At 71.2% G+C, this 24074-nt stretch carries 37 protein-coding genes; 20 read left to right on the top strand and 17 right to left on the bottom strand.

Annotated features, from left to right (window positions below; translation table 11 throughout):
• Window positions 1-3: 3 nt before the first annotated feature.
• Window positions 4-1161: a glycosyltransferase family 2 protein gene (locus tag ACZDWJ_RS13330; RefSeq protein ID WP_463521454.1), complete on the bottom strand. Its 1158-nt coding sequence runs from the start codon at window positions 1159-1161 to the stop codon at window positions 4-6.
• A gap of 167 nt (window positions 1162-1328) precedes the next feature.
• On the opposite strand from ACZDWJ_RS13330, the gene ACZDWJ_RS13325 reads away from it, so the two are divergent.
• Window positions 1329-1949, top strand: coding sequence for an L-threonylcarbamoyladenylate synthase (locus ACZDWJ_RS13325; protein ID WP_463521453.1), 621 nt, complete (start codon window positions 1329-1331; stop codon window positions 1947-1949).
• Between the two features lie 22 nt (window positions 1950-1971).
• Here ACZDWJ_RS13325 and ACZDWJ_RS13320 read toward each other — a convergent pair whose 3' ends face one another.
• Genes ACZDWJ_RS13320 through ACZDWJ_RS13290 form a run of 7 tightly spaced genes read right to left on the bottom strand, consistent with a single transcriptional unit; the run spans window position 1972 to window position 7816 of the window.
• Window positions 1972-2370 (bottom strand): DUF6542 domain-containing protein, encoded by a 399-nt coding sequence (locus tag ACZDWJ_RS13320; protein WP_463521452.1) that lies wholly within the window; start codon window positions 2368-2370, stop codon window positions 1972-1974.
• Window positions 2367-3482 carry a DNA recombination protein RmuC gene (locus ACZDWJ_RS13315; protein WP_463521451.1) on the bottom strand — a complete coding sequence of 372 codons (1116 nt, stop codon included), beginning with the start codon at window positions 3480-3482 and terminating at the stop codon, window positions 2367-2369. Before ACZDWJ_RS13315 ends, ACZDWJ_RS13320 begins: the two co-directional genes overlap by 4 nt.
• Window positions 3483-3539: 57 nt before the next feature.
• Window positions 3540-3683 carry a hypothetical protein gene (locus tag ACZDWJ_RS13310; protein ID WP_463521450.1) on the bottom strand — a complete coding sequence of 48 codons (144 nt, stop codon included), beginning with the start codon at window positions 3681-3683 and terminating at the stop codon, window positions 3540-3542.
• On the bottom strand, window positions 3680-4792 hold the full coding sequence (locus ACZDWJ_RS13305; RefSeq protein WP_463521449.1) for a hypothetical protein: 1113 nt from the start codon (window positions 4790-4792) through the stop codon (window positions 3680-3682). Before ACZDWJ_RS13305 ends, ACZDWJ_RS13310 begins: the two co-directional genes overlap by 4 nt.
• Before the next feature lie 53 nt (window positions 4793-4845).
• Window positions 4846-5637: an exodeoxyribonuclease III gene (locus tag ACZDWJ_RS13300; protein ID WP_463521448.1), complete on the bottom strand. Its 792-nt coding sequence runs from the start codon at window positions 5635-5637 to the stop codon at window positions 4846-4848.
• Between the two features lie 23 nt (window positions 5638-5660).
• On the bottom strand, window positions 5661-7322 hold the full coding sequence (locus tag ACZDWJ_RS13295) for a PH domain-containing protein (protein WP_463521447.1): 1662 nt from the start codon (window positions 7320-7322) through the stop codon (window positions 5661-5663).
• A complete protein-coding gene (locus ACZDWJ_RS13290) occupies window positions 7319-7816 on the bottom strand; it encodes a PH domain-containing protein (protein WP_463521446.1) in 498 nt (165 codons plus the stop codon). The genes ACZDWJ_RS13295 and ACZDWJ_RS13290 overlap by 4 nt, the downstream gene beginning before the upstream one ends.
• 77 nt (window positions 7817-7893) lie before the next feature.
• Here ACZDWJ_RS13290 and ychF point away from each other — a divergent pair, with 77 nt between their 5' ends.
• Window positions 7894-8967, top strand: a complete 1074-nt coding sequence (gene ychF, locus ACZDWJ_RS13285; protein ID WP_463521445.1) for a redox-regulated ATPase YchF — start codon at window positions 7894-7896, stop codon at window positions 8965-8967.
• A gap of 17 nt (window positions 8968-8984) precedes the next feature.
• Here ychF and ACZDWJ_RS13280 read toward each other — a convergent pair whose 3' ends face one another.
• Window positions 8985-10106, bottom strand: coding sequence for a tyrosine-type recombinase/integrase (locus ACZDWJ_RS13280; protein ID WP_463521444.1), 1122 nt, complete (start codon window positions 10104-10106; stop codon window positions 8985-8987).
• Window positions 10099-10626: a helix-turn-helix transcriptional regulator gene (locus ACZDWJ_RS13275; RefSeq protein WP_463521443.1), complete on the bottom strand. Its 528-nt coding sequence runs from the start codon at window positions 10624-10626 to the stop codon at window positions 10099-10101. The genes ACZDWJ_RS13280 and ACZDWJ_RS13275 overlap by 8 nt, the downstream gene beginning before the upstream one ends.
• A gap of 105 nt (window positions 10627-10731) precedes the next feature.
• On the opposite strand from ACZDWJ_RS13275, the gene ACZDWJ_RS13270 reads away from it, so the two are divergent.
• The 12 genes from ACZDWJ_RS13270 to ACZDWJ_RS13215 all read left to right on the top strand — a co-directional run bounded on the left by ACZDWJ_RS13270 (window position 10732) and on the right by ACZDWJ_RS13215 (window position 17728).
• The gene (locus ACZDWJ_RS13270; protein WP_463521442.1) at window positions 10732-10941 is read left to right on the top strand and encodes a helix-turn-helix transcriptional regulator; all 210 of its coding nucleotides are present in this window, start codon (window positions 10732-10734) and stop codon (window positions 10939-10941) included.
• Entirely contained in the window at window positions 10941-11120 is a 180-nt protein-coding gene (locus tag ACZDWJ_RS13265; RefSeq protein ID WP_463521441.1) for a DUF6011 domain-containing protein, read from the top strand. Before ACZDWJ_RS13270 ends, ACZDWJ_RS13265 begins: the two co-directional genes overlap by 1 nt.
• Window positions 11120-12199 (top strand): hypothetical protein, encoded by a 1080-nt coding sequence (locus ACZDWJ_RS13260; RefSeq protein WP_463521440.1) that lies wholly within the window; start codon window positions 11120-11122, stop codon window positions 12197-12199. The genes ACZDWJ_RS13265 and ACZDWJ_RS13260 overlap by 1 nt, the downstream gene beginning before the upstream one ends.
• Window positions 12196-12420 carry a hypothetical protein gene (locus ACZDWJ_RS13255; protein ID WP_463521439.1) on the top strand — a complete coding sequence of 75 codons (225 nt, stop codon included), beginning with the start codon at window positions 12196-12198 and terminating at the stop codon, window positions 12418-12420. Before ACZDWJ_RS13260 ends, ACZDWJ_RS13255 begins: the two co-directional genes overlap by 4 nt.
• Before the next feature lie 623 nt (window positions 12421-13043).
• Complete coding sequence (locus tag ACZDWJ_RS13250; protein WP_463521438.1) at window positions 13044-13490, top strand: helix-turn-helix domain-containing protein; 447 nt, start codon at window positions 13044-13046, stop codon at window positions 13488-13490.
• A gap of 11 nt (window positions 13491-13501) precedes the next feature.
• Window positions 13502-14224 (top strand): hypothetical protein, encoded by a 723-nt coding sequence (locus ACZDWJ_RS13245; protein ID WP_463521437.1) that lies wholly within the window; start codon window positions 13502-13504, stop codon window positions 14222-14224.
• A gap of 4 nt (window positions 14225-14228) precedes the next feature.
• Entirely contained in the window at window positions 14229-14681 is a 453-nt protein-coding gene (locus ACZDWJ_RS13240; protein WP_463521436.1) for a hypothetical protein, read from the top strand.
• Between the two features lie 14 nt (window positions 14682-14695).
• Window positions 14696-14947: a hypothetical protein gene (locus ACZDWJ_RS13235; protein WP_463521435.1), complete on the top strand. Its 252-nt coding sequence runs from the start codon at window positions 14696-14698 to the stop codon at window positions 14945-14947.
• Window positions 14940-16724 carry a hypothetical protein gene (locus ACZDWJ_RS13230; protein ID WP_463521434.1) on the top strand — a complete coding sequence of 595 codons (1785 nt, stop codon included), beginning with the start codon at window positions 14940-14942 and terminating at the stop codon, window positions 16722-16724. The genes ACZDWJ_RS13235 and ACZDWJ_RS13230 overlap by 8 nt, the downstream gene beginning before the upstream one ends.
• Window positions 16721-17095, top strand: a complete 375-nt coding sequence (locus ACZDWJ_RS13225; RefSeq protein ID WP_463521433.1) for a hypothetical protein — start codon at window positions 16721-16723, stop codon at window positions 17093-17095. Before ACZDWJ_RS13230 ends, ACZDWJ_RS13225 begins: the two co-directional genes overlap by 4 nt.
• A 7-nt stretch (window positions 17096-17102) precedes the next feature.
• Window positions 17103-17420, top strand: coding sequence for a hypothetical protein (locus ACZDWJ_RS13220; RefSeq protein WP_463521432.1), 318 nt, complete (start codon window positions 17103-17105; stop codon window positions 17418-17420).
• Window positions 17417-17728: a hypothetical protein gene (locus tag ACZDWJ_RS13215; protein WP_463521431.1), complete on the top strand. Its 312-nt coding sequence runs from the start codon at window positions 17417-17419 to the stop codon at window positions 17726-17728. Before ACZDWJ_RS13220 ends, ACZDWJ_RS13215 begins: the two co-directional genes overlap by 4 nt.
• A 9-nt stretch (window positions 17729-17737) precedes the next feature.
• On the opposite strand, the gene ACZDWJ_RS13210 is transcribed toward ACZDWJ_RS13215, so the two are convergent.
• The gene (locus ACZDWJ_RS13210) at window positions 17738-18907 is read right to left on the bottom strand and encodes a Fic family protein (protein ID WP_463521430.1); all 1170 of its coding nucleotides are present in this window, start codon (window positions 18905-18907) and stop codon (window positions 17738-17740) included.
• Window positions 18908-19122: 215 nt separating this feature from the next.
• Here ACZDWJ_RS13210 and ACZDWJ_RS13205 point away from each other — a divergent pair, with 215 nt between their 5' ends.
• The gene (locus ACZDWJ_RS13205) at window positions 19123-19314 is read left to right on the top strand and encodes a hypothetical protein (protein WP_463521429.1); all 192 of its coding nucleotides are present in this window, start codon (window positions 19123-19125) and stop codon (window positions 19312-19314) included.
• A 180-nt stretch (window positions 19315-19494) separates the two neighbouring features.
• On the opposite strand, the gene ACZDWJ_RS13200 is transcribed toward ACZDWJ_RS13205, so the two are convergent.
• On the bottom strand, window positions 19495-19878 hold the full coding sequence (locus ACZDWJ_RS13200) for a hypothetical protein (protein WP_463521428.1): 384 nt from the start codon (window positions 19876-19878) through the stop codon (window positions 19495-19497).
• A gap of 34 nt (window positions 19879-19912) precedes the next feature.
• Window positions 19913-20323: a hypothetical protein gene (locus ACZDWJ_RS13195; RefSeq protein WP_463521427.1), complete on the bottom strand. Its 411-nt coding sequence runs from the start codon at window positions 20321-20323 to the stop codon at window positions 19913-19915.
• A gap of 134 nt (window positions 20324-20457) precedes the next feature.
• Here ACZDWJ_RS13195 and ACZDWJ_RS13190 point away from each other — a divergent pair, with 134 nt between their 5' ends.
• The 3 genes from ACZDWJ_RS13190 (at window position 20458) to ACZDWJ_RS13180 (ending at window position 21569) form a co-directional block, all read left to right on the top strand.
• On the top strand, window positions 20458-20796 hold the full coding sequence (locus ACZDWJ_RS13190) for a hypothetical protein (RefSeq protein ID WP_463521426.1): 339 nt from the start codon (window positions 20458-20460) through the stop codon (window positions 20794-20796).
• 219 nt (window positions 20797-21015) lie between these two features.
• A complete protein-coding gene (locus ACZDWJ_RS13185; protein ID WP_463521425.1) occupies window positions 21016-21261 on the top strand; it encodes a hypothetical protein in 246 nt (81 codons plus the stop codon).
• Window positions 21258-21569, top strand: a complete 312-nt coding sequence (locus ACZDWJ_RS13180) for a hypothetical protein (RefSeq protein ID WP_463521424.1) — start codon at window positions 21258-21260, stop codon at window positions 21567-21569. Before ACZDWJ_RS13185 ends, ACZDWJ_RS13180 begins: the two co-directional genes overlap by 4 nt.
• 96 nt (window positions 21570-21665) lie before the next feature.
• Here ACZDWJ_RS13180 and ACZDWJ_RS13175 read toward each other — a convergent pair whose 3' ends face one another.
• From ACZDWJ_RS13175 to ACZDWJ_RS13160, 4 genes are all read right to left on the bottom strand, one after another.
• Window positions 21666-21887, bottom strand: a complete 222-nt coding sequence (locus tag ACZDWJ_RS13175) for a helix-turn-helix domain-containing protein (RefSeq protein WP_463521423.1) — start codon at window positions 21885-21887, stop codon at window positions 21666-21668.
• Window positions 21880-22098 (bottom strand): helix-turn-helix domain-containing protein, encoded by a 219-nt coding sequence (locus ACZDWJ_RS13170; RefSeq protein WP_463521422.1) that lies wholly within the window; start codon window positions 22096-22098, stop codon window positions 21880-21882. Before ACZDWJ_RS13170 ends, ACZDWJ_RS13175 begins: the two co-directional genes overlap by 8 nt.
• A 155-nt stretch (window positions 22099-22253) precedes the next feature.
• Window positions 22254-22487: a hypothetical protein gene (locus ACZDWJ_RS13165; protein ID WP_463521421.1), complete on the bottom strand. Its 234-nt coding sequence runs from the start codon at window positions 22485-22487 to the stop codon at window positions 22254-22256.
• Window positions 22484-23050, bottom strand: coding sequence for a DUF6907 domain-containing protein (locus tag ACZDWJ_RS13160; RefSeq protein WP_463521420.1), 567 nt, complete (start codon window positions 23048-23050; stop codon window positions 22484-22486). Before ACZDWJ_RS13160 ends, ACZDWJ_RS13165 begins: the two co-directional genes overlap by 4 nt.
• Before the next feature lie 136 nt (window positions 23051-23186).
• Between ACZDWJ_RS13160 and ACZDWJ_RS13155 the strand changes: the two genes are divergently transcribed.
• Window positions 23187-23369, top strand: a complete 183-nt coding sequence (locus ACZDWJ_RS13155) for a helix-turn-helix transcriptional regulator (RefSeq protein WP_463521419.1) — start codon at window positions 23187-23189, stop codon at window positions 23367-23369.
• Between the two features lie 218 nt (window positions 23370-23587).
• Window positions 23588-23932 carry a hypothetical protein gene (locus tag ACZDWJ_RS13150; RefSeq protein ID WP_463521418.1) on the top strand — a complete coding sequence of 115 codons (345 nt, stop codon included), beginning with the start codon at window positions 23588-23590 and terminating at the stop codon, window positions 23930-23932.
• Window positions 23933-24074 lie beyond the last annotated feature (142 nt).

Here is a 24074-nt window from a genome sequence, read left to right as displayed (position 1 = left end):
CGCTCAGGACGCGCCGTTCGTCAGCCGGGCCGCGAGCTCGACGCGGGGCAGCGCGACGCCGCGGCTCAGGGTCCGCACGCCGGGCTGGTCGCCGCGGGCGCTCAGCGCCAGGGAGTAGAGCGGCCGGTCCTGCACCTGGGTGTAGACCCGGCCCAGGTAGCTGCCGATGACGCCCATCATGGTCAGCTGCAGGCCGCCCATGAGGAACACGCCGACGCCGAGGAACGCCCAGCCGGGCACCGAGCTCTCGGGGGAGAGCACCCGCACCCCGACGACGTAGGCAGCCACCAGGCAGCTCAGCAGCGAGATCGCCAGGCCGATCCGCGAGATCCAGCGCAGCGGTGCGGCGGAGAAGCCGACGATGCCGTCGGCGGCGAAGCGCAGCATCGTGCGCAGGGGGTAGCCGGTGGTGCCGGCGTAGCGCTCGTCGCGGTCGAAGAGCAGCGCCTCCTGGCGGAAGCCGACGTGCGCGACGATGCCGCGCAGGAAGCGGTCGTGCTCGCGGTAGCGGGCCACCTCGGCGACCACGCGCTGGTCCATCAGCCGGAAGTCGCCGGTGTTGCGCGGGATCTCGGTCTCCGAGAGCGAGTCGAGCACCCGGTAGAACGCCCAGGCGGTGGCGCGCTTGAACACCCCGTCCTTGCGGGTGCGGCGCTGGGCGTAGACGACGTCCGCGCCGTTCTCCCACACCCCGATCAGCTCCAGCGACACCGCCGGCGGGTCCTGCAGGTCGGTGTCCATGACGATGACCGCGTCGGCGTCGCCCACGGCGTCCAGGCCGGCGGTGACGGCGATCTGGTGGCCGCAGTTGCGCGCCAGCTGCAGCACGCTGACGCGGCTGTCGTGCTGGCGCAGGCCGAGCATCCGGGTCAGGGAGTCGTCGGCGCTGCCGTCGTCGACGTAGACGAACTCGAAGTCGAGGTCGGGACGCGCGGCGGTGGCCTCGGCGAGCGCGGCGTGGAAGGCGAGGAGCGACTCGCCCTCGTTGTAGACCGGCAGCACGTAGGCCACCTTGCGGCGGCCGTGCACGCTGCGCTGCTCGGGGTGGCGCGCGGGCTCGCCGGCCGCGGTGACCTCGTCGACTCCGGTGCTCTGGTCGTCGGCGGCGCTCTGGTCGATGGGGGGCGCGGTGGTGCGGGCGTCGTGCTGGATCGTGCTCATGGTGCTCCTCCGGGATCCGGCTGGGAGAGGGGACGAACGGGGCCGAGCACCAGTGGGCCAGCGCAGCTCAGCCCCGGGCTGGGGCACGGCTGTGAGCGGGCTTCGAGCACCTGGGAGGAGCCTGTGAGTCCGTCTCCGGGGCCGCCCGCGCGTAGGCTGGCCGGACCATGGCCCGCTTCCTCGACGTGCACCCCGACAACCCCCAGCCGCGGCTGATCGCGCAGCTCGTCGCGTCGCTGCGTGACGACGCGCTGATCGCCTACCCCACCGACTCCGGCTACGCCCTGGGCTGCCGCGTCGGCAACCGTGACGGCCGCGACCGGATCCTGCGCATCCGCGGCCTCGACGAGCGCCACCACTTCACGCTCGTGTGCCGCGACTTCTCCCAGCTCGGCTCGCTGGTGCACGTCGACAACGCGGCGTTCCGCTCCATCAAGGCCACCACGCCCGGGCCCTACACCTTCATCCTCCCGGCGATGCCGGAGGTGCCGCGTCGGCTGCTGCACCCGAAGAAGAAGACCGTCGGCGTGCGCATCCCCGACCACGCCTTCGTCCAGGCGCTGCTCGAGGAGCTCGGCGAGCCGCTGCTCTCCAGCACCCTGATCCTCCCCGGCGAGACCGAGCCCCGCACGATGGGCTGGGAGGTCAAGGAGGAGCTCGACCACGTCGTCGACGTCGTCGTCGAGGCCGGCGAGACCCCCGCCGAGCCCACCACCGTCGTCGACCTCTCCGACGGCGCCCCCGAGGTGCTGCGCCGCGGCGCGGGGGACCCCGACCGCTTCGAGTGAGGCCCGGCGCTCGGGTGCCGGGTCAGGCCGGGCGGAGGCGGCGCTCGCGGATCGCGAGCACGCCCAGGCACGCGGCGTAGCCGAGCGCGAGCGGGAGGCTGTGGAGCGCGAGGCCGCTGACGACGGCCTGCACGGCGCCGTCGTCGGCGTGCGCGATGGCGCCGGGACGGGTGAGGGCGAGCAGCAGGAACGAGCCCAGCAGGAGCAGCGGCGGGGTGATGCCGATGGTGAAGAAGTCGCCGGGACGCACGGCCAGCGCGAGGCCCAGGCAGAGGGGGACGAACCCGAGGTCGAGCAGCCAGCCGGCCTGGCCGCCGATCAGCACGTCGAGCGTGATCAGGGAGAGCGTGACCGCGGCTCCGAGCGCGACGAGCTCACGGCCGGCGGTGCGGCCCTCGTCCCAGATCACGCGGGAGCTCACGAGACCACGCTAGAGCGCGGGGGCGGGTCGTCGGAGGCGCCGCGCCGCAGGTCGTCGGCGTGGTCGTCCTCGTCGGCCTGGTGCACCGCGCGCAGCGTGACCTGTCGGGGCGCCTCGAGCGGCGCGTCGGTGACGCCGAGCTCGCGGAAGCGCCGGGCGGTGACGAGCACCCGGGCGTCGAGGGAGCCGACGGCCTGGTTGTAGGTGCCGACGGCGGAGTTGAGCGAGCGGCCGAGCCGGTCGAGGTGGCCGCCGAAGGTGGCCAGCCGCTCGTGGAGCTCGCGGCCCAGGCGATGCACCTCGCGGGCCTGCTCGGCCAGCTGCTCGTGGCTCCAGCCCTGCGCGACCGTGCGCAGCAGTGCGATGAGGGTGGTGGGGGTGGCCAGCACGACGTGCCGCTCGGCGGCGTGCTCGATGAGCCCGGGCTCGGACTCCAGGGCCGCGGCGAGGAACGACTCGGCCGGCACGAACAGCACGACGAACTCGGGGCTGTGCTCGAGCGCGCGCCAGTACGCCTTCGCGGCGAGGGCGTCGACGTGGGTGCGCAGCTGGCGGGCGTGGCGGGCGAGGTGGTGGGCCTGGAGGTCGGCGTCGCCCTGCGCCTCGGCGGTGGTGGCGTCGAGGTAGGCGTCGAGCGGCACCTTGGCGTCGACGACGATGCTGCGCCCGCCCACCAGCGACACCACGAGATCGGGGCGCAGGGCGCCGTCCTCGAGGCGCACCTGCTCGGTGAAGTCGCAGCGGTCGACGAGGCCGGCGAGCTCGACGGCGCGACGCAGGTGGAGCTCGCCCCAGCGGCCCCGCACCTGCGGCTTGCGCAGGGCGGTGGACAGGGCGCGGGTCTCGGTGCCGAGGGAGTCGGTGGAGCGGCGCATCGCGTCGACCTGCTCGCGCAGGCGGGCGTCCCAGGTGTCGCGCTGGCGGTCGAGCTCGAGGAGCTGGTCGGAGATGCGGTCGAGGCCCTGCACGAGCTCGACGCGCTCCGCGGCCGCGGTGAGGGCGGCGACCTGCTCGGGACGGCCGCGCTGCCACAGCGCCCCGACGGCGAAGCCGAGCGCCGCGCCGACGAGCAGCACGACGAGGGCCAGGAGCAGGGCGAGCGCGGTGGTCATGGCGGCACTCTGCCGGGAGGCGCCGACAGTTTCCCGTGCACGCCTCGCCGGGGACCCTCAGACGGGGCGCACCCAGCGCCGCCACTGCGGCTGCGGCGCGTAGCCGTGGGCCCGCCAGACGCTCTGGCCGAGCTCGTTGCCCTCCAGCACCATCGCGTCGACGTCGTCGAGCGCCACCGGGCGGACCCGGGGCTCGCTCACAGGCCCGGCAGTCTGTCCTCGAGCAGCAGCGGCTGGGCCTCGTCGGCGTCGTAGTCGCCGAGCGGGATCACGTCGCTCACCGCAGTGCACCGCAGCGTCGCCTGCTCGCACTGCACCACGCGCGCCGCGCGGGGCCCCTCCTCCTCCGGGTCCGCCGGCGGGGCGGCAGGGTCGTCCGGAGAGCGGTAGGTGCTGGCGACGCCGTAGAACGTCCCGTCGTCGCCGAAGGCGGCGAGGTCGAAGGCGTCCATCGAGAACGTGCCGCGCATCCGCAGGGGCCGAGGCTCCCCGGTGCGCACGTCGTAGGCGACCGGCCGGGCCGGGCTCTGGCTGGCGTCGAAGCCGAGTCGGCGGTCGGGGGAGAGGCGCCCGGACCCGTAGGCCTCGGACTCCGTGACCTCGAGGCGTCCCCGCACCACCTGCGCGCCCACGTGGAACCCGTCGGCGTAGAGCACGCGGCCGGTGCGGTCGCCGTCGGGCCGCTCGAGGCCCTCGTCGTCGGTGGGCACCTGCGTGGTCTCGCCGGTCGCGAGGTCGACCACCTGGCCGTCGAAGACGGCGTGATCGGTGGTGAGGCTCGTGAGCAGCGGGCTGGTCTCCTCGTAGAGGTCTGCGAGGTCGGCGCCCTTCTCGGGCCTCTCGTCGGGCGTCCGGTAGACCTGACGCCCGGTGTCGGCGTCGTACACGACGAGCTGACGCACGTGCGTGTCGTAGGAGTCGGTGGGGCCGCTGGTGACGTCGACGGCGGCGACCCTGCTGCGATCGGCGGAGACCTTCAGGCTCTGCCAGTCCACCTCCGAGACCCGTGTCGTCGTGCCGCCCGGGTCGGTGTGGCGCAGCACCCCGCCGCGCGTCCAGTAGACGCCGTGCGCGGTGACGACGAACCCGTCGACGGCTCCGGTGAGCCGCACCGTCCTCGTGCCCACGTGCAGGGTCTCGTCGGCCAGCCAGGCGGGCGCGGTGGCGTCCCAGGTGCCGGTGCCGACGGGGAGACGCGCGGGCAGCCCGGCCGCGTCGTCGGAGGCCTGGTCGTCGCCGCAGGCGCTCAGCGACGCGGTGCAGACGAGAGCGGCGGCGAGGCTGGAGAGGACGGCCCGAGAGAAGCGCATCGGGTCATCATGCCCCGAGGCGCGCGAGGCGCGCGAGGCGCGCGAGGCCGTCGTCAGTCGGCGAGGTCCACGACCACCGGGGCGTGGTCGGAGGGGGCGCCGGTGCCCTGGGCGGGGTCGCGCTCGTCGGTGTCGATGAAGGCGCCGGTGACCCGCTCGGAGAACGACGGCGAGCCGAGCACGAAGTCGATGCGCAGGCCGCGGTTCCGCTCGAAGCGCTGCCGGTAGTAGTCCCAGTAGGTGTAGACGTCCGGGCCGGGGGCGTGGGGGCGGACGACGTCGCTCCAGCCGTCGTCGAGGAAGGCCTGGAAGGCCGCGCGCTCGGGCGGGGTGACGTGGGTGGAGGTGCGGAACTGCGCCATGTCGAAGACGTCCTCGTCGCGCGGGGCGATGTTCCAGTCGCCGACGAGGGCGGTGGGGGTCTCGCGCCAGCCGGCGGACGCCTCGCGCAGGCGGGCCAGCCAGTCGAGCTTGTAGACGTAGTGGGGGTCGTCGACCTTGCGGCCGTTGGGCACGTAGAGGCTCCACACGCGCACGCCGCCGCAGGTGGCGCCGATCGCGCGGGCCTCGACGGCGGCGGGCTCGCCGAACTCCGGCTGCGCGGGGAAGCCGACCTCGACGTCGTCGAGCCCGACGCGGCTCACGATCGCGACGCCGTTCCACTGGCTGTAGCCGGCGGCGGCGACCTCGTAGCCGAGCGACTGCAGGCCCATCAGCGGCAGCTGCTCCTCGCGGGCCTTGGTCTCCTGGATCGCCAGGACGTCGATCTCGTGGCGTTGCAGGAAGGCCTCGACGCGGTCGATGCGGGTACGAAGCGAGTTGACGTTCCAGGTGGCGATCCGCACGGGGCCGACCCTAGTCGGCGGGCTCAGCGGGCCGCGTCGGAGGGCAGCGTCGGCCCAGGGGTGGAGCCGACGGCGAAGGGCTCGAGCAGGTGCGGCGTGCAGGCGTCGAGGAGGTCGCGCGCCAGCGGCAGCGGGACGTCGAGCAGCGTGACCTTCTCCCCGCCGGCGGCGGTGGTGGCCAGCAGCGTCACCAGCCCGACGCGGCGCTGGAACCAGCTGGCGCGCTGCACCCAGCCGATGATCCCGTCGACCTCCAGCACGGTGCGCCGCCGTGTCGCGTCGCCGCTGCCGGCCACGAGGAACCGCGCGCGTCCGTGCTCGTCGCCCGCGATCGCGTGGCCCAGGTGCCGCCAGGCCATCTCGGCGGTCCATGCGCCGAGCACCGCGAGGACGACGGTCAGCGCGAGCAGCGCCAGGGGGACGATGCTGGAGAGCTCGGTCGGCGCGTCGGGGAGCTGGGCGAGCCCGAGGCACAGGAGGCCGCCGAGCAGCAGGAGCAGCGTCGCCCGCTGGTGGCGCACGTGGGAGCGACGACGAGCCCGCGGGCCGTGGCCGATGAGCGGGGCGTCGAGCGCGGCGTCGGCCCCGGGCGCGCCGGCGTCGTCGAGCACCCGGACGCCGACGGTGCGGGCCACCGCGCGCGGCGCCGCCGGGACGACCGCGGTGACGCCGCTCTCGACGCCGGTGGCCAGCGTCGAGAGCTCCGCGCCGCCGGCCCAGCGCAGCAGGAGCGGCTCGACGAGCATGACGCCGCGGATGCGTCGCTCCTCGACCGTGACCGAGCGGGTGCTGAGCAGGCCGGCGGTCAGGTGCAGCGCGGGGACGGCGTCGCTGGTGCGCCGCGAGAGCCGGTAGCCGCCCCACTGCAGCGCGAAGGCCAGCGTCGAGCCGGCCAGCCACAGCACCAGCGCCAGCACGACGCCCACGATCGCGATCACGGCGAGGGCCTGGCGGGAGACGAAGTCCCAGGTGTCGCGCGCCAGGCCGGACTCGTCGACGCCGAGGTTCGGCAGGAACTGGGTGGCGGCGAAGAACGCGCCGATCGCCACCGCGAGCCGGCCCAGGTTGAGCGGCGCGTACCGCACCCACGACCAGTCCAGCCGCGCCAGCTCGACGTCGTCCGGCGGCGGGGCCGGCAGCGGGTAGGCGCGCGGCGTCTCGCCCTCGACGGGCTCGGGCGCCGCGGCCGGGGCCGCGTGTCCGCCCTCGAACAGCACCGCCCGCAGGCGCGCGGCCTCGCGGTGGGTGACGGCGCCGAGCTCGAGGCGCTTCTCGTCGACGCCGGTGCCGACGCTGATCTTCGTGACGCCCAGCAGCCGGTGCAGGAACGGGGCGGTGAGGTCGAGGCTGCGGATGCGGTCGCGCGGGGCCGTCTGGACGCTGCGGCCCAGCAGGCCGCGTCGCAGCTCGAGGCCGCCGGGGGAGTCGCGGTAGCCGGTGGTGAGCCACTCCGCGACGCCCAGCGCGATCAGCAGGATCGCCACCAGGGCCGCGACGACGAACGCCCACCGCCCGATGGCGCCGAGCAGGCCGATCGCCGCGGGCAGCGCGGGCAGCGCCGCCGCCGCGATGTTGCGGACGCCGGCCAGCAGCGTCATGCGGGGGTCGAGACGACGCCAGCCCTCGGCGTCGGGCGCGGTCCAGCCCAGGTCGGGCAGGTCCGGGACGGGGACGGGGCCGCTCACGTGGCGTCGTCGCTCTCGCGGGCGGTGATGGCGGTGAGGTCGGCGACGAGGCGCTGGGCGAGGTCGGCGTCGAGGCCCTCGATGGTGATCGGGCCGGCCGCCGACGCCGTCGTCACGCGCAGCGAGCGCAGGCGGAAGAGGCGCTCCATCGGACCCTGCATCGAGTCGACGGTCTGCACCCGCGAGAGCGGCGCGATGCGGTCCTCCACCGAGAGCAGGCCGCGACGCGTGTGCACGGCGTCCGCGCTCACCTCCCAGCGGTGGATGCGGAAGCGCACCGTCGGCAGCACCGCCACCGCCGCGACCGCGGCGACGACCACCAGCACCGCGCCGGCCAGCGCCCACCAGGGCCGGTCGGGCCACAGCGCGACGCCGACGATCACCCCCGCCACCGGCACGAGCGCCGTGAGGGCCAGGGAGGTGCGCCACAGCGTCACCGCCCGCGGGGAGACCAGGTGCGCGGGCTCGCGCAGGGACGGCGCCGACGTGCTCATGCCGCCAGCCTCCCACCCGTCGTCGCGGTTCACACCGATGAGCCTCCGAGGCCCTGCGCGCCGTACACTCGCGCCCCGTGGCGCTCACCATCGGCATCGTCGGTCTCCCCAACGCGGGCAAGTCGACCCTCTTCAACGCCCTCACCAAGAACGACGTGCTCGCGGCGAACTACCCGTTCGCGACGATCGAGCCCAACGTCGGCGTCGTCGGCGTCCCCGACGAGCGCCTCGGCGTGCTCGCCGGCATCTTCTCCTCCGAGCGCGTGCTGCCCGCCACCGTCGAGTTCGTCGACATCGCCGGCATCGTCCGCGGCGCCTCCCAGGGCGAGGGCCTGGGCAACAAGTTCCTCGCCCACATCCGCGAGTCCGCCGCGATCTGCCAGGTCACCCGGGTCTTCCGCGACGAGGACGTCACCCACGTCGACGGCGAGGTCAACCCCGCCAACGACATCTCCACCATCCAGACCGAGCTGATCCTCGCCGACCTCGAGACCGTCGAGAAGGCCGTCGTCCGCCTCGAGAAGGAGGCGCGCAAGGTCAAGGAGCTCGCCGCCAACCTCGAGGCCGCGAAGGCGGCCAAGGAGGCCCTCGAGGCCGGCACGCCCGTCATCGCCACCTCGATCGACCGCGCCCTGCTCCGCGAGCTCTCCCTGCTCACCGCCAAGCCGTTCATCTACGTCTTCAACTGCGACGCCGACGAGCTCGCCGACGAGGACCTCAAGGCCAAGATGCGCGACCTCGTCGCCCCCGCCGAGGCGATCTTCCTCGACGCCAAGTTCGAGTCCGAGCTCATCGACCTCGACGACGAGGAGGCCGCCGAGTTCCTCGCCGAGTCCGGCGTCACCGAGCCCGGCCTCAACGTCCTGGCCCGCGTCGGCTTCGACACCCTCGGCCTGCAGACCTACCTCACCGCCGGGCCCAAGGAGGCCCGCGCCTGGACGATCCGCAAGGGCTCCACCGCCCCCGAGGCCGCCGGCGTCATCCACACCGACTTCCAGAAGGGCTTCATCAAGGCCGAGATCGTCTCCTTCGACGACCTCGTCGCCGCGGGCTCGATGGCGAAGGCCAAGGAGGCCGGCAAGGTGCGCATGGAGGGCAAGGAGTACGTGATGGCTGATGGTGACGTGGTGGAGTTCAGGTTCAACGTCTGAGGCCGCAGGTCAGACGCCTAGTTGGCGTCTTCTGCCCTCACAGTGCCCTCACCAGGCGCGAGGACTGCCTCGACGATCGATGCTGCAGCTGCACGCGTGAGGTCCTCCGAGCTGCGCCACAGGTGTGAGTACGTGTCCAGCGTGGTGGTCGGCTTCGAGTGGCCCAGGGCGTGCTGGACCGCCACGACGTCACGTCCGGCAGCGATCAGCCCAGAGGCGTAGAAGTGCCGCAGGTCGTGCAGTCGAACGCCGCTGACGCCGGCGCTCGCAGCGGTCGTCCGCCAGCGGTGCCCGATCGTGTTCTGGTGCGGCGGCAGGTCCTCGCTGCCGGAGAACAGCCACTCGTTGACCAGGCCGAGCTCAACGTGCCGCGCCAGGATCTCCACGACCTCCTGCGGGATCGGCACGGTTCGCTCTGAGCCGTACTTCGGGGTTCGGATCTCCACCCGGCCGCCACCGGCACGCTGGACCTGGCGACGGACATGCACCTCGCGTCGCAGGAAGTCGACGTCGCCGACCTGCAGGGCCGCGGCCTCGCCCAAGCGAAGCCCGGCGAAGGCACACAGCGCGACGAAGGCGACGAAGCGCTCGTCGGCCGCCGCGAGGAGGCTGCGGACCTGCGCGGGGGAGGGGACCTCCATCGAGGCCTCGCGCTTCCGCTCTCGAGGAAGCCGGACCTTCTCCGTCGGGTCGCGCCAGATGATTTCGTCGCGGATCGCCGCACGGAAGACGCTGCGCACGTTCGACAGCCTGGTCTTGATGGTCCCAGGGGCCAGCGGCCGGCCGCCGCGCTCGGCGCCGGTCGCCATCTGCTTCACCCAGGCCTCGACATGTGTCGGCCGGATCGCACCGATGGGCATGCTGCCGAAGGGCGCCGACCGCACTGCCAGGCTCATGGCCTTCTCGGTCCCGCTCGCCCAGACCTGCCGTGCGGCCCACTCCTCGAAGAACCCCGCGAAGGTCACTCGTCCCCGCTGGGGATCGACCCAGCGACCTGTCTCCGCCGCTTCGAGCTGCTGCCTGCGCCAACGTTGAGCGTCGATCTGGCGCGCGAAGGACTTCTCGAACTGCCGTCCGGTGTCAGGGTGTCGGTAGCGCGCCCGCCAGGAGTCGCCCCGCCGGCTGACTCCCTCAGCCATCGCTTGCGCTCGGGCGGAGAGTCGCGACAGCAAGCGCGATGACGTCCCGTTCAGCAAGGGACACGGCTCGGTCCAGCAGGTCGTCGCTGATGAGTGGGTACGCCTCCGGATCGCCAGGGTCGTCGAAGGGACCACTCCGACGTGCGGTGAGGATCGGTCCGAGAACCTCGTTCAGCTGCTCCTGCGCATGGTCGAAGGCGACGACTGCATTGATCACCTGCTCGCGCGCTCGATCGAGGTTCTCCGTGGTGAGCTCGAGGGCCATCAGGAGCCCGACGCCGTCCTCGTCACAGGTCAGAGCCTCGATGGGAGCCCCCAACAAGGAAGCGATCGCCTGAGCCTCCCTTAGTCGAACTGGTCGTTGTCCGCGCTCAACGCGCACGACGGTCGTCTGACGCCAGGGGAGGCCGCCATCGCTCAGCGCCTTCGCGAGCGCTTCCTGGCTCATGCCGCGCCCCGTCCGAAGCCTCTGGATGTTTTCGCCTATCTGACGGTCGTAGGCATCACCTTCGTTCGGCATGCGGAGATCTTATGCCCTCTTGTGTCCCCTCGATAGTGCCGTTTTGAGTTATGCTGTTTTGACCTTGAGTGCCAAACACATAAGCGAGATGACGAGGTGACGACTTTGAGAGAGCTCGAGACTCTGCTGCGAGTCGAGGAGGTGGCCGACCTGCTCGGCGTCACTCCGGCCACGCTGCACCAGTGGCGTCACCGAGGCTTCGGGCCGAGATCGGCCCGCCTCGGACGTCGAGTCGTCTACCGACGCACCGACATCGCCGACTGGGTGGATGCCCAGTTCGCAGCCACCTCCAGCGGCGGAACCCCCGCGGCCTGATGGCGAGCCCGAGCACGTCCTCGCCGGGGGAGCGCTCCAGCGGCGGGCAGGCCTCCGCGGCTGAATCGGCGCGGGTGCATCGGTGCAAGCGCTGTGGCCATCCACTCCGAGTGTCCCGCTCGATCCAGCGCCGGCTCGGTCCGGAGTGCGCTGCTCTGCTGCGACTCGGGGGTCGCTGATGGCCTGGCAACTCGTGCAGGAGGTCCTGGAGCACTGCCCAGCCGGTGTCGGGACGACCAGCCGCCTCCTCCTGATCGCGCTCGCTGAGAAGGCCGACGCAGACACGCGCCGCCCCATCTGGGGCAAGGGCGAGAACCCTCGGGCGGTGCTGTGCAGACGCACCGGTCTCTCGCCGGAGGGACTCGCGACAGCGTTCCGGCGCCTCGCCAAGGAGAGCGCTGACCTCACGGCGCAGCTCCCCGCCGAGGCCCGCGCTGCCGGCGCACGGGTGGATCTCGACCCTCGAGTCGCCCGCGGCTTCGACCGTCGCGGGCGTCCGATCTTCGCCTTCGAGGGATCCGCCGTCGACTACCGGCTACCCAAGATCGCCGAGCAGGCCGCACTCCTTGCCCGTGACCCTGAGAGGGCCGTCAATCAGCGGGCCTCTCAGGCCACCGAGCAGGGTGGCGACTTATCCACAGCCCCGCTAATCAGCGGGCCTCCGAAGGATGAGAGCCCCGCTGATCAGCGGGGCTCTGCCCGAGAGGGCCGTCAATCAGCGGACAGTGGACCGCTAGACGACGGCCCTCTTGAGCCTGAGAGCCCCGCTAATCAGCGGGCCCATATCCGACCGAAGGATTACGTCGACGCGGGCGCGGGCGCGCGCGAGGCCGTCGGCGCTCAGCAAGTCGAAGCAGATGGCGTCGCTACTGCCGACACCCCTGGCGTCAGCGGGGCCCTCGATGGCGGGCGCGCTCCCGCTGATCTGACTGAGGACGAGCTCGACGCGGTCGTCGGCCTCCTCGGACGGTTGGGCCAGGCCATCACCAAGGACCAGGCGATCCGCTGCGTCAGAGCCGTCGTCGAGAGGCACCAACCCCGCAGCGTCGCCAGCTACGTGCACGGCTTCGACGCCAAGCGGGTCGTCAGCCTGGCCAGCGGTGGCTCGAAGAAGGGGGGACACGGCAGGGGCAAGCGGCCGACGGGACCTCGTTGCGCAGGCAACTACCCCTTCGACCGCGATGGCGAATGCGGCTGCGGGAACGGTCACCGTCTGCCCGAGCCGGCAGCCCACGCCACCGAGCAGGTCGCCTCGTGAGCGCCGAGGTGATCCCGCTGCGCGCGACCGCGCGCTCGGCGACGTGGTCGACGTTCACCGAAGCGCTCGAGGAGTTCCAGGACCGAGCAGAGGCCCTGGTGAGCGACCTCGAGGACACGCAGGCCCTGCTCGTCCCGGCCGCCGACCGCGAGCTCGAGCTGCGGCGGCTTGCCTGCATCGCGCGTCTCGCGCGAGCCGCGATCCCGGAGGGCTACCGCTGATGCCGACCTGGCCGCCGACTGACTCCACCGAAGCGCGCGAGCTCCGCGACGCAGAGCGCGAGCACGACGCCCGCGCCGCAGCGGCAGCCGCGGCCGCGACCCGGCTTCACCTCGAGCGCTGCCACGGGGGCTGGGTCGGTGAGGACGATCAGGGCCGGCCCGTGCCCTGCCGCGTCTGCCGCCCCCACCTCGCGCACGTCGCCTGCCGCACCTGCTCCGCACCGTGGCAGTCGTGTCGCTCGCTGCTGCAGATCCGCCGTGGCCCGTGCTGCACCGACTGCGACCACCGGCCCAGCCCGGGCGGCGACGACCGGAGGGACGTAGCGTGAGCGCGGGTCGTCGCGTGCCTGCACGCGGCCTGCGCGCCGCCGGCCGGACGGCCTCTGCCGGGAGCGGGCGGGCGCTATCGCAGGCCACCCCCCTTCGAAAATTCCAGACGCCGCGCGGAGCGGAGACAGATGTGGCGCCCTGTCTCTCCCCAGAGGCCCGGTGTCACACTTCCGCGCCGCGGGTCCGGCCCGTTGCGGAGTCGCTACGGCTACTAGGGCACGGCTGCCGCACACCATCCGGGCACCAACGGAGGCTTCTGTCACCCATCGCTCGCCGGGCCCGGGCTGCAGGGCATGCCTAGCTCGCCGGCCGCCCACCGCGGCCCCGATCGGTGGGAGGGCGACGTCCTGATCCTGCCCGGCGACATGCGAGTCATCAGCGGCCGCGTGGCGCGCCTGTTGGTTGCGGTCCTGGACGCCTACGCGCGCTCCGAAGGAGTTCCGCTTAGCGCGTCGATGCGGAACCTCCGCCACGACCTTGCAGGCGGGGATCGCCGGCTGAGCGGAACCGCGGAACCGGCCGCGGCGGCGACGAGCGCAGGATCGATGCACGACGAGTTGATGACTGTCGGCGAGGTCGCGCAGCGGCTTCGCTGCAGCACCAGCTACGTCCGCCGCATGGCCCGTGATGGCGTCCTCGGAGATGAGGTCACCCGGGGCCCGCGCGGCTGGCTGATCCCGGCCACCGGCCTCGAGCTCTACCTGAGCAACCGGGCCATCGAAACCAGACACCCAGCGTAGGAGCCGTCCAGATGCCCGAACCTCTCAAGCCCGGTCAGCGGCGAGTCAGTGACAGCGTGTTCAACCTCGCTGAGCGGCTCGGGGTTCACCTCCCGAACCTGCTCGCGATGTACCCGGGCCAGGCGATCACGGAAGCCGATGTGAGGGCTGAGGCGCTCAAGATGGAGCGGATGATGGCCGCCGCCGTGCGCGCCAACGAGCCGCCGGCGAGCGGCATCGTCGACGGCCGCCCCTCCCTCTTCATCACCCAGGATTCGCTCTTCGCCCAGAGTCTGGGCCGCCGGGTGGACGTCAGGATTGACGTCTTCGGACCCAACCCGATGCTGGAGGATCTGCGCCAGGCAGATCCCAAGTCTGTCGAACTAGCCACGCGCGCCGCCGGGCCCGCCCCCACGCTCTTCAACGCCGGCGACCTGCCCCTCTTCATCTCCGCCGACATCGACGCCAAGCAGCTGATGCACCTGCCATACCAGATCCGGCCCTACGCATCCGCCCTGCCCTTTGAGGAGTTCGCCCCCTTCCTCGACAAGTGGGGCGGCACCGGTCGCCCTGACGACTTCGACCGGTATCAGCGGCTGCTCGCGTTCATGGACATCGAGCTGAGGGGCGCCGCTCAGCGCCCTATCAACTCGTACCTCCGACGCATGGAGGACTGGCGATGCAGAGAGCTTGACCTTGTCTTCGGCTCCTACGGCTACGCGAAGCGCACCATGACCGCCGACGAGGGGTGGTGATCTGATGAGCACGGTCACCATCGTCACCACCTCCGGGCCCCGGACCTTCATCCCGGCCTCCGGCCAGATCATCCGGGGCGGTCAGCTCGTCGCTGCGACCGCCAGCGGTCGCGTCACCGTCGCGGGCGCCGGATCCACGCGGGTGCTCGGTGCCGCTGTCATCGATGGGATCGCCCCTGACGCCCTCATCTCGGCTCCGACGACGCCCGGCGCCGGGATCACGCTCCTCGACGCAGCCCAGGCCCGCCCTTACGTCGTCGTGGCCTACGGCGGCTTCGAGCTCCCCGTCACCTACGCGGCAGACGCTGGGTTCGGTGACCGACTCAAGGCCGCCGCCGACGGCGCTGTCACGCCGATGGCCAGCACCGATGACCCGCGCTGCGAGGTCGGCATCTGCACCGAGCCCAACGGCGTGGTCACAGCGTTCAACCCTGTCGGCCTGGCCCGGATCAAGTGAGAGCCGGCCTGCTGATGAGTGGACTGCTCGAGCAGTGCCTCGAGGTGACGCGCACCGCGCGCGACGCGACGCAGCAGACGGCGGTGCTCCTTCTCGCCGCCGGCTGCAGCCCGCGGCGCAACGGCCGCGCGACCGAGCCGGCGGACGACGGCTCCTTCGCCCTCGAGGCCCTGCTCCAGCCGCCCACCTACCACCGGGCCCGTCGCAACACCCACCGCAGTACCCAGAGCGCCCCCGCGGCGAGGAAGCAGGCCACCCATGGCTGAGGAGAAGGTCGGACTGCGGTTCGTCGTCGATGGCCGCCAGCAGGCCTCATCGGTGTTCCGGTCGGTCCGCTCGGACCTGCTGAGCGTCAGGAACGCCGCCATCGGCACCGGCGCCGCGGTCGCCGGCGTCGGGTTCGCCCTCAAGGGCGCCTTCGAGGAGGCCCGCGAGTCCGAGCGCGTCGGGAAGCTCACCGAGCAGCGACTCCGCTCGACCGGATGGGCCGCCCGGACCACCTCCAAGCAGATCGGCGACCTCGCCAACGCGATCTCGCTGAAGACCGGCATCGACGACGAGGCCATCCAGTCCAGCTCCAACATGCTGCTGATGTTCAGCAAGATCCGCAACGAGCAGGGCAAGGGCAACGACATCTTCAACCAGGCCACCCTCGCGGTGACCAACTACGCCGCCGCCATGGGCAACGGCAAGGCCAACAGCGACCTCGACCTCACCAGCGCAGCCCGCACCGTCGGCAAGGCCCTCAACGACCCCATCAAGGGCGTCGGCCTGCTGAGCAAGGCCACCGAGGGCTTCACCAAGAAGGAGAAGGACAAGGTCAAGAGCCTCGTCGAGTCCGGCCACCAGTTCGAGGCGCAGCGGTTCCTCCTCGAGCGCCTCGCCAAGGCCCAGGGCGGCAGCGCCGAAGCCAACGCCACCCTCACCGACAAGATCGGCACCGCCTGGGCCAACATCAACGAGCAGCTCGGCGTCGCGCTCCTGCCCACCCTCGACACCCTCGAGCGGAAGTTCCTCGACGACGGCGTCCCCGCCATCACCCACTTCGTCTCGGTCTTCGAGGAGCGCGGCATCCCCGCCATCCAGACCTTCGCGAAGAAGGCCAAGCCCGTCGCCGAGGAGATCCTCCCCGCCATCGGATCCGCGATGAAGACCACCGCCAACGCCCTCGACAAGGCCGCGCCCCTCGCCAAGGACCTCATCGGCGCCTTCAACGACGCACCCGACTGGCTCAAGGAAGGCGCCGCCCTCGGCGCTCTCGGCGTCTACGGAGCCAGCAAGCTTCCCAAGGGCAAGAACCCCATCGCCAACGCGCTCTCGCAGTACGGCGGCGCCACCCCCGTCTTCGTCACCAACCCCGGCTTCGGCACCCCAGGCTCACCCGGCGCCGGCGGCCCCGGCGGAGCCAACGAGAAGGGTGGCCTCCTGTCCGCCTTCTTCGGCAACGGAGGCGTCGGCAACGCGCTCAAGGCCGTCGGCGGCGGCGCAGCGTGGGCCGGCTCCCGCTTCATCCCCGTGCTGCCCGCCTTCGGCTCCCAGGTCATCAAGCCCGAAGACCGCAAGCAGCTCACCACGGCCCCCGGCACCTTCGGCCCCTTCGACCAACTCCTCCGCGACCCGGTCAACTTCGGCAAGAGCTTCTGGGATCCCCTGACCGAAGGGGCGGCCCGATTCGAACGCGGCGCCGGCCGCGCCAGCAAGAAGATCGGCGACATCGACGGCCAGCTCGGACACCGTCGCTCCCTGCAGCTCGACACCGCCGACGCCGAGGCCGAGCTCCGCCGCCTGCAGAACCTCGCCGGCAGCATCCTCGACGACATCACCGGTCTGCTGTCCTTCGGCGGCTCGCCCAGCGGCCGCACGCCGAAGAAGCCGCGGGTGCCTTCGGTCCCGCGGGGCGGCCGCGGCGGCACCAGCAGCACCCCGCCGCGGGGCGCAGCGGCGATCGCCGAGCGGCCGATCATCGTGCAGACACACATCGACGGGAAGCTCGTCGCCGAGAACACCGTCGGCCACCTCGCTGACCAAGAGGCCCGTCGATGAGCCGGCCCAGCGAGCAGGACACCAGCGGCGCCCTGAGCGCCGAGGAGCAGGACCCTGCGACAGCCACCCGCCGCCAGGTCGAGCACCGCCTCATCGACCTCATGGCAGCCGTCACCGTCAACCACCCCGAGAGCCTCCGCAACGAGCTCCTCGCCCTCACCGGTGACCTCAACCGGCTCGGCGCGTTCGACATCGTCGAGCTCGACGACGACACCACCCGCGCCATGGGGATCACAGCCCCCTTCATCGCCGCCATGCCGCTCCTCGTCGCGCTCCAGGGCCTGCTCCTGCGGATGCAAGCCGCGATCGAGCACCACACCCCGATCACACCCGACGAGCTCCGCGCGTGGCTCCGCGACAGCATGTGGTGAACCGGCCATGACACCCGCAGAGGCCGCCGCACAGCGCCGCCGCATCGAGCACCACCTCATCGACCTCCTCGCCGAGATCGAGGTCCACCGCGGCCACCCACCCCACGAGGCCCTCGTCCACCTCAACGCGACCCTCAACCAGCTCGGCGGCTACCAGCTGGTGACCAACCAGGACAACCGCGCCGGCTCCGTGACCGCACTCCCGCTCCTGGCCGCCATCGGGTCAGTCCTGTGCACCCTCCACGACATGCTCCTCGAGCACGACGACAGCCCCGAGGAGATCCGCGCCCGCCTGCGAGGCATCAACCCCGAGGACAACCCATGACGAAGCCGACCACCAGCACCGGCCGCGAGCTCACCGACCCTCGCCACAGCCGCGCCTGGCGCAAGCTCCGCGACCGCGTCGTCGCCGAAGAGCCCATCTGCCGGCTCGGCTTCGCCGGCATCTGCACCGGCATGAGCGAGACCGCCGACCACATCTACTCCTTCGCCGACGCACCCCACCTCGGCCTCGAGCGGACCAACCTGCGCGGCGTCTGCCACCCCTGCAACCGGGCCCGCTCCACCACCCCCGAGCAGCACCTCAACCTCACGCCGGCCAAGCGGCCCGCCGCGCTCGCCATCTTCGACTGAAGCTGATCCCTAGATGAGGCGTCCGGGAGTGAGTCCGAGGATCTTGGCGTGAGCAGCCCTGTAGTGCCGGCTGCCCTCCCGCACGATCAGGCCACTCGCTTCGAGCTCGTGAACGTCCCGGGTCAGAGTCTTCGTTGAGCAGTCTCGGTACATCATCCAGATGTCAGCCGACAACTCTGTGAGCGCGGACTTGAGGACCGGGGCGTCCGCCTTGAAGAGCTCGATGGCAACCTGCCGCCGGCGATGCGCGGGAACGCCTTGCTGCGGAATCGCTTGGTGCACAAGACGCTGCCACACGAGTTCCTCTGTCTGCGCGCGGATGCGGTCCAGCTGAACCTGGAGGCCATCGAGGAAACCCTGAAGCGCATAGATGAGGAAAGGGACGACCTCGCCTCCGGACTGACTGGCGTGGGCGAGGTTCCGGTAGTACGCCGAGCGAGTGTCGTTGAAGTGGTTGCTCAGCAGGTGCGCGGCGGGGGCTGGCACGCCACCTCGAAGAAGGATCGCGAACTCGACGAGTCGCGCAGTACGGCCGTTGCCGTCTCCGAAGGCATGGATCCAAGCCAGGTACAGATGGGCGAGGAGAGCCTTGAGGATGGACTCCTCCATGACATCGTCACCGAAGGGCTCGTCCAGCCAGCTGCACAGCCGGTCGAGCAAGTACTCACAATCGCGCCGGGGCGCGCCGCGGTAGCTGCCGACGACCACGCCACTGGTCGAGATCTCCCCGGGGACGACGCCGACCTCAAGCTCGAGCCCCTTGAGGACCTGGCGATTGATGTCGCAGATCCACTCTTGCGACAGGCGAAAGTCTGCACCGCGAGCAGCGATGGATCCGCTGGTGGCGTTGAACGCGTCGATCATGTTCATGATCTCGGTCTGCAGGTACTCCTTCGACGGAGGCAAGCGCAGCTCGCGCTCGACGGCAAGCCGAACTTCCTCCTCGGTGAGCGTGTTTCCCTCGATCGCTGTCGTTGCCAACGCTCCCTTGACGAGGTAGACGGTGTGCATCTCTTGGGCAACCTCGGGGAGCAGGGGGGTGTCAGCGAGCACCTCAGCCAGTGCTGCGACACCGCCGAGGAGGCGCCAGAGGCGGCGCGGGGCGCAGTCGAGCTGCCGGCGGACATCGAACGTGAGCCACGGATGAGTGGACAGGTACTCGCGATCCTGAGTGGTCATCTGTCTCCCCTGATAGTCCCGCACGCGGACTCTCTCAGCCCGCCCGCAGATAGATTTCGACCCCAAAGTTGTCCACCTGAGGTGTCCCAAATGTAGGCCATGGGTCAAGGTGCGAGCGCCAAGCGTCGAATGCGTGGACTTGTAGGTCTCGACAGCTTGCCCGACGCACCGGCGTGTCACCGGCTCGACGCCCGAGGGTCTGCCATCGTCGATGGATGCCTCAGCCACTGCGCCCCGACCACCAGCCGCCTTGCAAGACCTGCGGAGGGCGCGTCGTCCTCGAGCAGGTCAACATCCTGCGCGCCGGCCTCGACGGCGGCACGGACCCGTCGGCCGTCCGCCGGTGCTCAGACCCTGCCTGCCCGACCAACGAGGAGCAGCAGCGCCTCGGCGGCGCCGACGTGTGACCGTGGCCGGCCATCGCTGAGAGCCTGCGCGCCGTCGCCGGCCCCCATCGAAAACCTGGGACACCGCGCGGGAGCGGAGACAGATGTGGCGCCCTGTCTCTCCCCAGAAGTCTGGTGTCCGACATCCGCCGCCGACGCGCGGAAGACGCGGCTCCCTGGGACCGCGATCATCTGTTGCGTTCAGCTCTTGGTGAGCTGTGAGACGCGCTGGGGGCTGATGCCGAGGACGCGGGCGGTATCAGCGCCGCTGAGACCGGCATCTATGAGCTGTCGGGCTGCTCTGCGAGACAGTGCGGCGACCTCCTGCTGCTGGCGCTCGAGGTCCTTGACTGCTCGGCGTGCCCGGGCGACCTCCTCGCCTAGCCCGCCCGGGAGCACGGGCTGCAGCTGGATCTCTACGGTCTCCGGAGCGACGTCGGCGACCCAAGCAATCGCCTCGCGCATGACACCGTCGGCGTCGGCCAGTCGCCTCGTCTGCGAGATCGCACCTGGTAGCTCCACGCACTGGAGGACCCAGATGCCCTCACTGCTGCCGCGCTCGGCGGTGACCGTGTAGGTCGTCATCGTCACTGTCTCCTTCCCGACATCGCGCCCCGGCCTACTGAGTGTCAAGGCAGGCGCTGACCGTGCTGTAGTCGGTCAGGAAGGCGGGGCCGCCGGCCGGGCTTGCGACCACGACCTGGTAGCGACGGGGGCAGATGGCTGCCTGTGCCTGCTCAGCCTGCTGGGAGCGCACCTGGCCGGCGACCTCGCTGACCTGCAGGTTGGTCTGCTTCAGCCCCATCTGGAGCAGCACGATGTCCTGGCGCAGGGACGCAACGTCAGTGCTCGCCGCATCCTTGCCGGGCGCTCCAGCCGCGCCAGGGGCTCCGGGGGCACCAGCTGGGCCCACAGGCCCGGCCGGGCCAGCGAGCGAGTCGCCGAGGAGGGCAACGGCCGCGGCGCATCCACCGAAGCCGAAGACGGCGCTGACAGCGGCCGTGACCGCGATGGACTTCAACGGGGGCATGGCGCCGACAGTAGGCCGCTGCAGCGGCTCCCGCGGGCTCTCTCCCCAGATCGACGACGTCACCGGTCGGGAAGCCCGTCGGAACGATTCCGAGGGCACCCGCGACCAGGGCCGCGCGCTGTAGGTTCCGGCCCGTGGACCTCGACTCCTGGCTGCTCTCCCTCGTGTCTGCGCTGCTGCGTGCCACGGCAGGTGGGGCCGCCAGAAGCACTGGTGACAAGACGCCGCCGCTCTGGAGCTCGGCCTGGTTCACGGGCGTGGCCCTTGACGGCGTCGGCGGTGCCTTGCTCGGCGGACTGCTCGGCGGCGTGGTCGTGCTTCTGGCGATGAAGGCGGAGCAGTCACGATGGAAGAAGGACAACACTGCGCGCGCCGCGGACGACTTCACCCTGCGTGTCGAGACCTTCCGCCTCGAGCTCGCGGAGGTCTATCGTGCGGTCCTACGTCGCAGGCCTGCAGTCGCACCTGACTAGCGAGATCGAGGCGCTGCTCGCGGACAGCCTGCAGTGGAAGACTCCTGCGGACGCCCAGCAAGTGCGAGTCACCCTCCCTGGCGCGGGCTCAAACTTCTGCTCGACCAGGACGAGACTCCGAGCGCCTAGGATCCGCTCTGCGCTCAGCTGGAGACCTTGTTGCTGCGCACACCTGACGAGCTGCTGTCGTCCGTCGGTGTCGCCTGCGACTCTGCACCCATGACGGACGACCTCATCACCTGGTTTGCGCGGTACGAGCCGATCCCCTCCCGCGGCCTCCCCGCCGGCGGGATGGCGCAGACGGTGCACCACTCGCCCGAGCCCCCTGTGCACGCCGGGCGCGCCGGCGCGACGCAGACCCAGTGCGGGCTCGCCACCACGGGCCTCAGGAGCGAACCCAAGCCGTGGGTCAGCTGGAACCCCGACTACCGCTGCCCGGCCTGCAGTGACGCCGTCCAGCCGTGAGCCAAGACGCCGACCGCATCATCGTCGCCCGCCTCGACGGGACCGCGCTCCGCCAGATCCACGACCAGATCCCCGGCGACCAGGCCATCGCCGCCGTCCGCGCGATCACCACCGACCCCGCGCTGCTCGCGCAGGCCTCCGGAACCGCACTCGGCGCGCACCAGGCCAACCCCGTCAGCAGCCACTACGGCGCCCGGGTCTCCCGTCTCCTCGACGCGGCCGGCGCCGACCCCGCGCTGCGCGACGAGTGGGCCGCCTACGTGAAGGCCCGCCTCAACGGCCAGCAGGGCACCCGCCGCCACCCGTGAGCGCGACCCTCAGCGCTCGTAGGGGGTACGCGCGATCGCGTACCCCCTACGGCTCTGCGATGTCCGCAGGGGTACTCACAATGTGCGTACCCCTGGCTAGGTGATCGACCGGCGTCGGCGGTACCGCCGGCGGCGGGTGTCGTTGGAGGCGAGCTCGATCATCTCGTCGACAGCGTCGGCGCAGATCAGCCAACGTCCGCCGATCTTGCTGCCCCGAAGGTGCCCGAAGCGGAGACGCTCCCTGACCCAGTCGGCGCTGAACGGCAGCAGCTCGGCGACCTCGTCGGGTGTGAGGAAGGCGGGTCGCTGCTCAGGCATCGGGCAGGGCCTCGAACCACGCGCGCAGGTCGGCGATGGCGTACAGCTCCTTGCCGCCGGCGCGGGCCGGATCCGAGGTGAGTCGCTTCGCCCGCAGCTCGCCGCGGTTCTTCGCTCGGCGCAAGGTGTCCTCGGAGACGCCCAGCATCGCCGCGGCCTCCTTCCGGGTCACTGAGATTCGCTCGAGCGTCTCGGTCAGTCGGTGCTCCATCACGCGTCCCTTCCTCTCACATGCGGCCGGCTCCGGCGCCAGGCCCCGCCCGCCAGACTTCGGTAGGCGGGGCCAGGTCGCGCTCGAGAGGGAGGTCCATGCTGTGGACGCCCCTCAGGCACGGAGCCCAGGTCGATCGATTGGTCGGCCTCCGCCTACTCCAGCCACCAGGACGCGCCCCAGACCTCCCCGGGGGACAGCGACAGCATGCGGATCGACAGCCTGTCGGCCGCCTTCATCGTGAGCGAGCGCTCGCGCCTGGCGCGCTCCCACGCCTTGAAGTCCCGGGAGTGCTGCGCGAGGCCACAGGCCGCAGGCCCGCCCCGTCGTTCGACGAGGTGTTCCAGCGGCTCGACGGGCAGGCGCTGGAGCAGCGACGCCGCGCTCATCGGACGGTGCCCTCGGCGACCCGGATCAGCACCTCGAGGGCGTCGATCAGCTCGCGGGCCTCGTCGGGGAACAGGCCCGCGAACGACTTGACGCCGCCGGGGCCGGGAGCGTTGACGGACAGCACGATGTGCGGCTGCGAGCGCATCGACTCCACCAGGCGCACGCCGAGGAAGCCACGGATGAGGTGCTCGTCGTCGTTGCGGTAGTCCGTGTGCGTCCAGGCCTTGAAGCGGTCCAGCCGGACTCGCACCATCTCGGTGCTGTGCCGCTGAGAGGGCTCGTCCTCGAAGGCGGCGTGGTCCGAGCTGCACCAGACCGGGCAGACACCGGCAGAGGGGTCACGCTGCCCGACGGGCACCTCGACGGGACGCAGGCGGTCCTGCAGCGCCTCGAGCTCAGCGCCCAGGCCGTGCTCGAGCCACTGCGCGCGGTCGGCGCGCTCCTCCGGCCCGTCCTGCTCGTCCTGGTCGCGCTGGTCCTGCAGCTCGGCGATCTTCTCTGTGAGCTCGCCCAGCGCAGTCACGATGCGCCGGCTGTAGCGAGGGGTGTTGGATGAGGTCATGGTTCTGGTGCCTCCCGTGCACTGGTTCCGAGGCCTCGTCCGCTGTTCCAGCAGCGGGCGAGGCCGACTTGATGGTCATCAACTGAGGGCCGACCATACGCCTGCGCTATTGATGATTGTCAAGTAGTCTTCGGGCATGCCTGATCACCTCATGGGACTGACCGAGATCGCCGACCTCCTCGGTGTCAGCCGCCAGCGCGCCCATCAGCTCTCGAAGGCCGGCGACTTCCCTGAGCCCACCGCTCGCCTGTCCGCCGGCCTCATCTGGAATCGCTCGGAAATCGAGGCGTGGGCACGAGCGGCTGGCCGCATCGATTGAGGCTCCTTGCCCTCGCTCTGCCCTCACGATGCCCTCAAGACGATGTAAGGCTGACGGGGCGGCGTCATATCCGTTTCTCTGTCGGTGCAGGTCAGAGGCCCTTTTGTCAGGTCGTGACATCCCTGGAAAGGCGGGGCTCACGTTCAGGTTCAACGTCTGACGTCTGGCGACCGCGCTGGCTCGGTCGAGTCGGTCCGAAGATGAGCCACGATGTCCGCGTGGAGCATCTTGTCGACTTGGACGAACTGGCGGCGCGGCTGTCCGGGCTCGTATCGGGCTGGGAACGCGTCGCTCGTTTCGAAGGCTTCACCTGGCGCGACGAGCTGGCGGACAGACCGCAGTCCATCGTCACTGACCGTGCCCAGGTCGAGGTTCCGGAGTCGCTCGGCGTCCGGCTGCTTGTCGATCCCGGCGACAAGGCAGAGATCGTGGTGTGGACCGGTGGTTGGGCGGATATCGGCCTCTTGATGGACGGAGAGATGGTCGACCTGCGTCCAGAGTTCCATGATGTCGACGGTGCCTATGCAGCGGTTGCTAGAACCGTCGAGGACTTCTTGGCCTGACGGAGCCAGACGCTCTTCAGCAACGCCATTCGGTGGAGTCTCACTCTGACGTTTGAGGTCGTCGGCGCCGACGCCTAGCGTCCCCCCATGACCTTCGCCAACGCCGGCACCCTCGGTGCCCTGCCCGGCCGGGGGGGGGGGG

The organism is Nocardioides sp. B129/18 (assembly GCF_055282735.1).
This window is presented reverse-complemented; position numbering and strand designations above follow the sequence as displayed.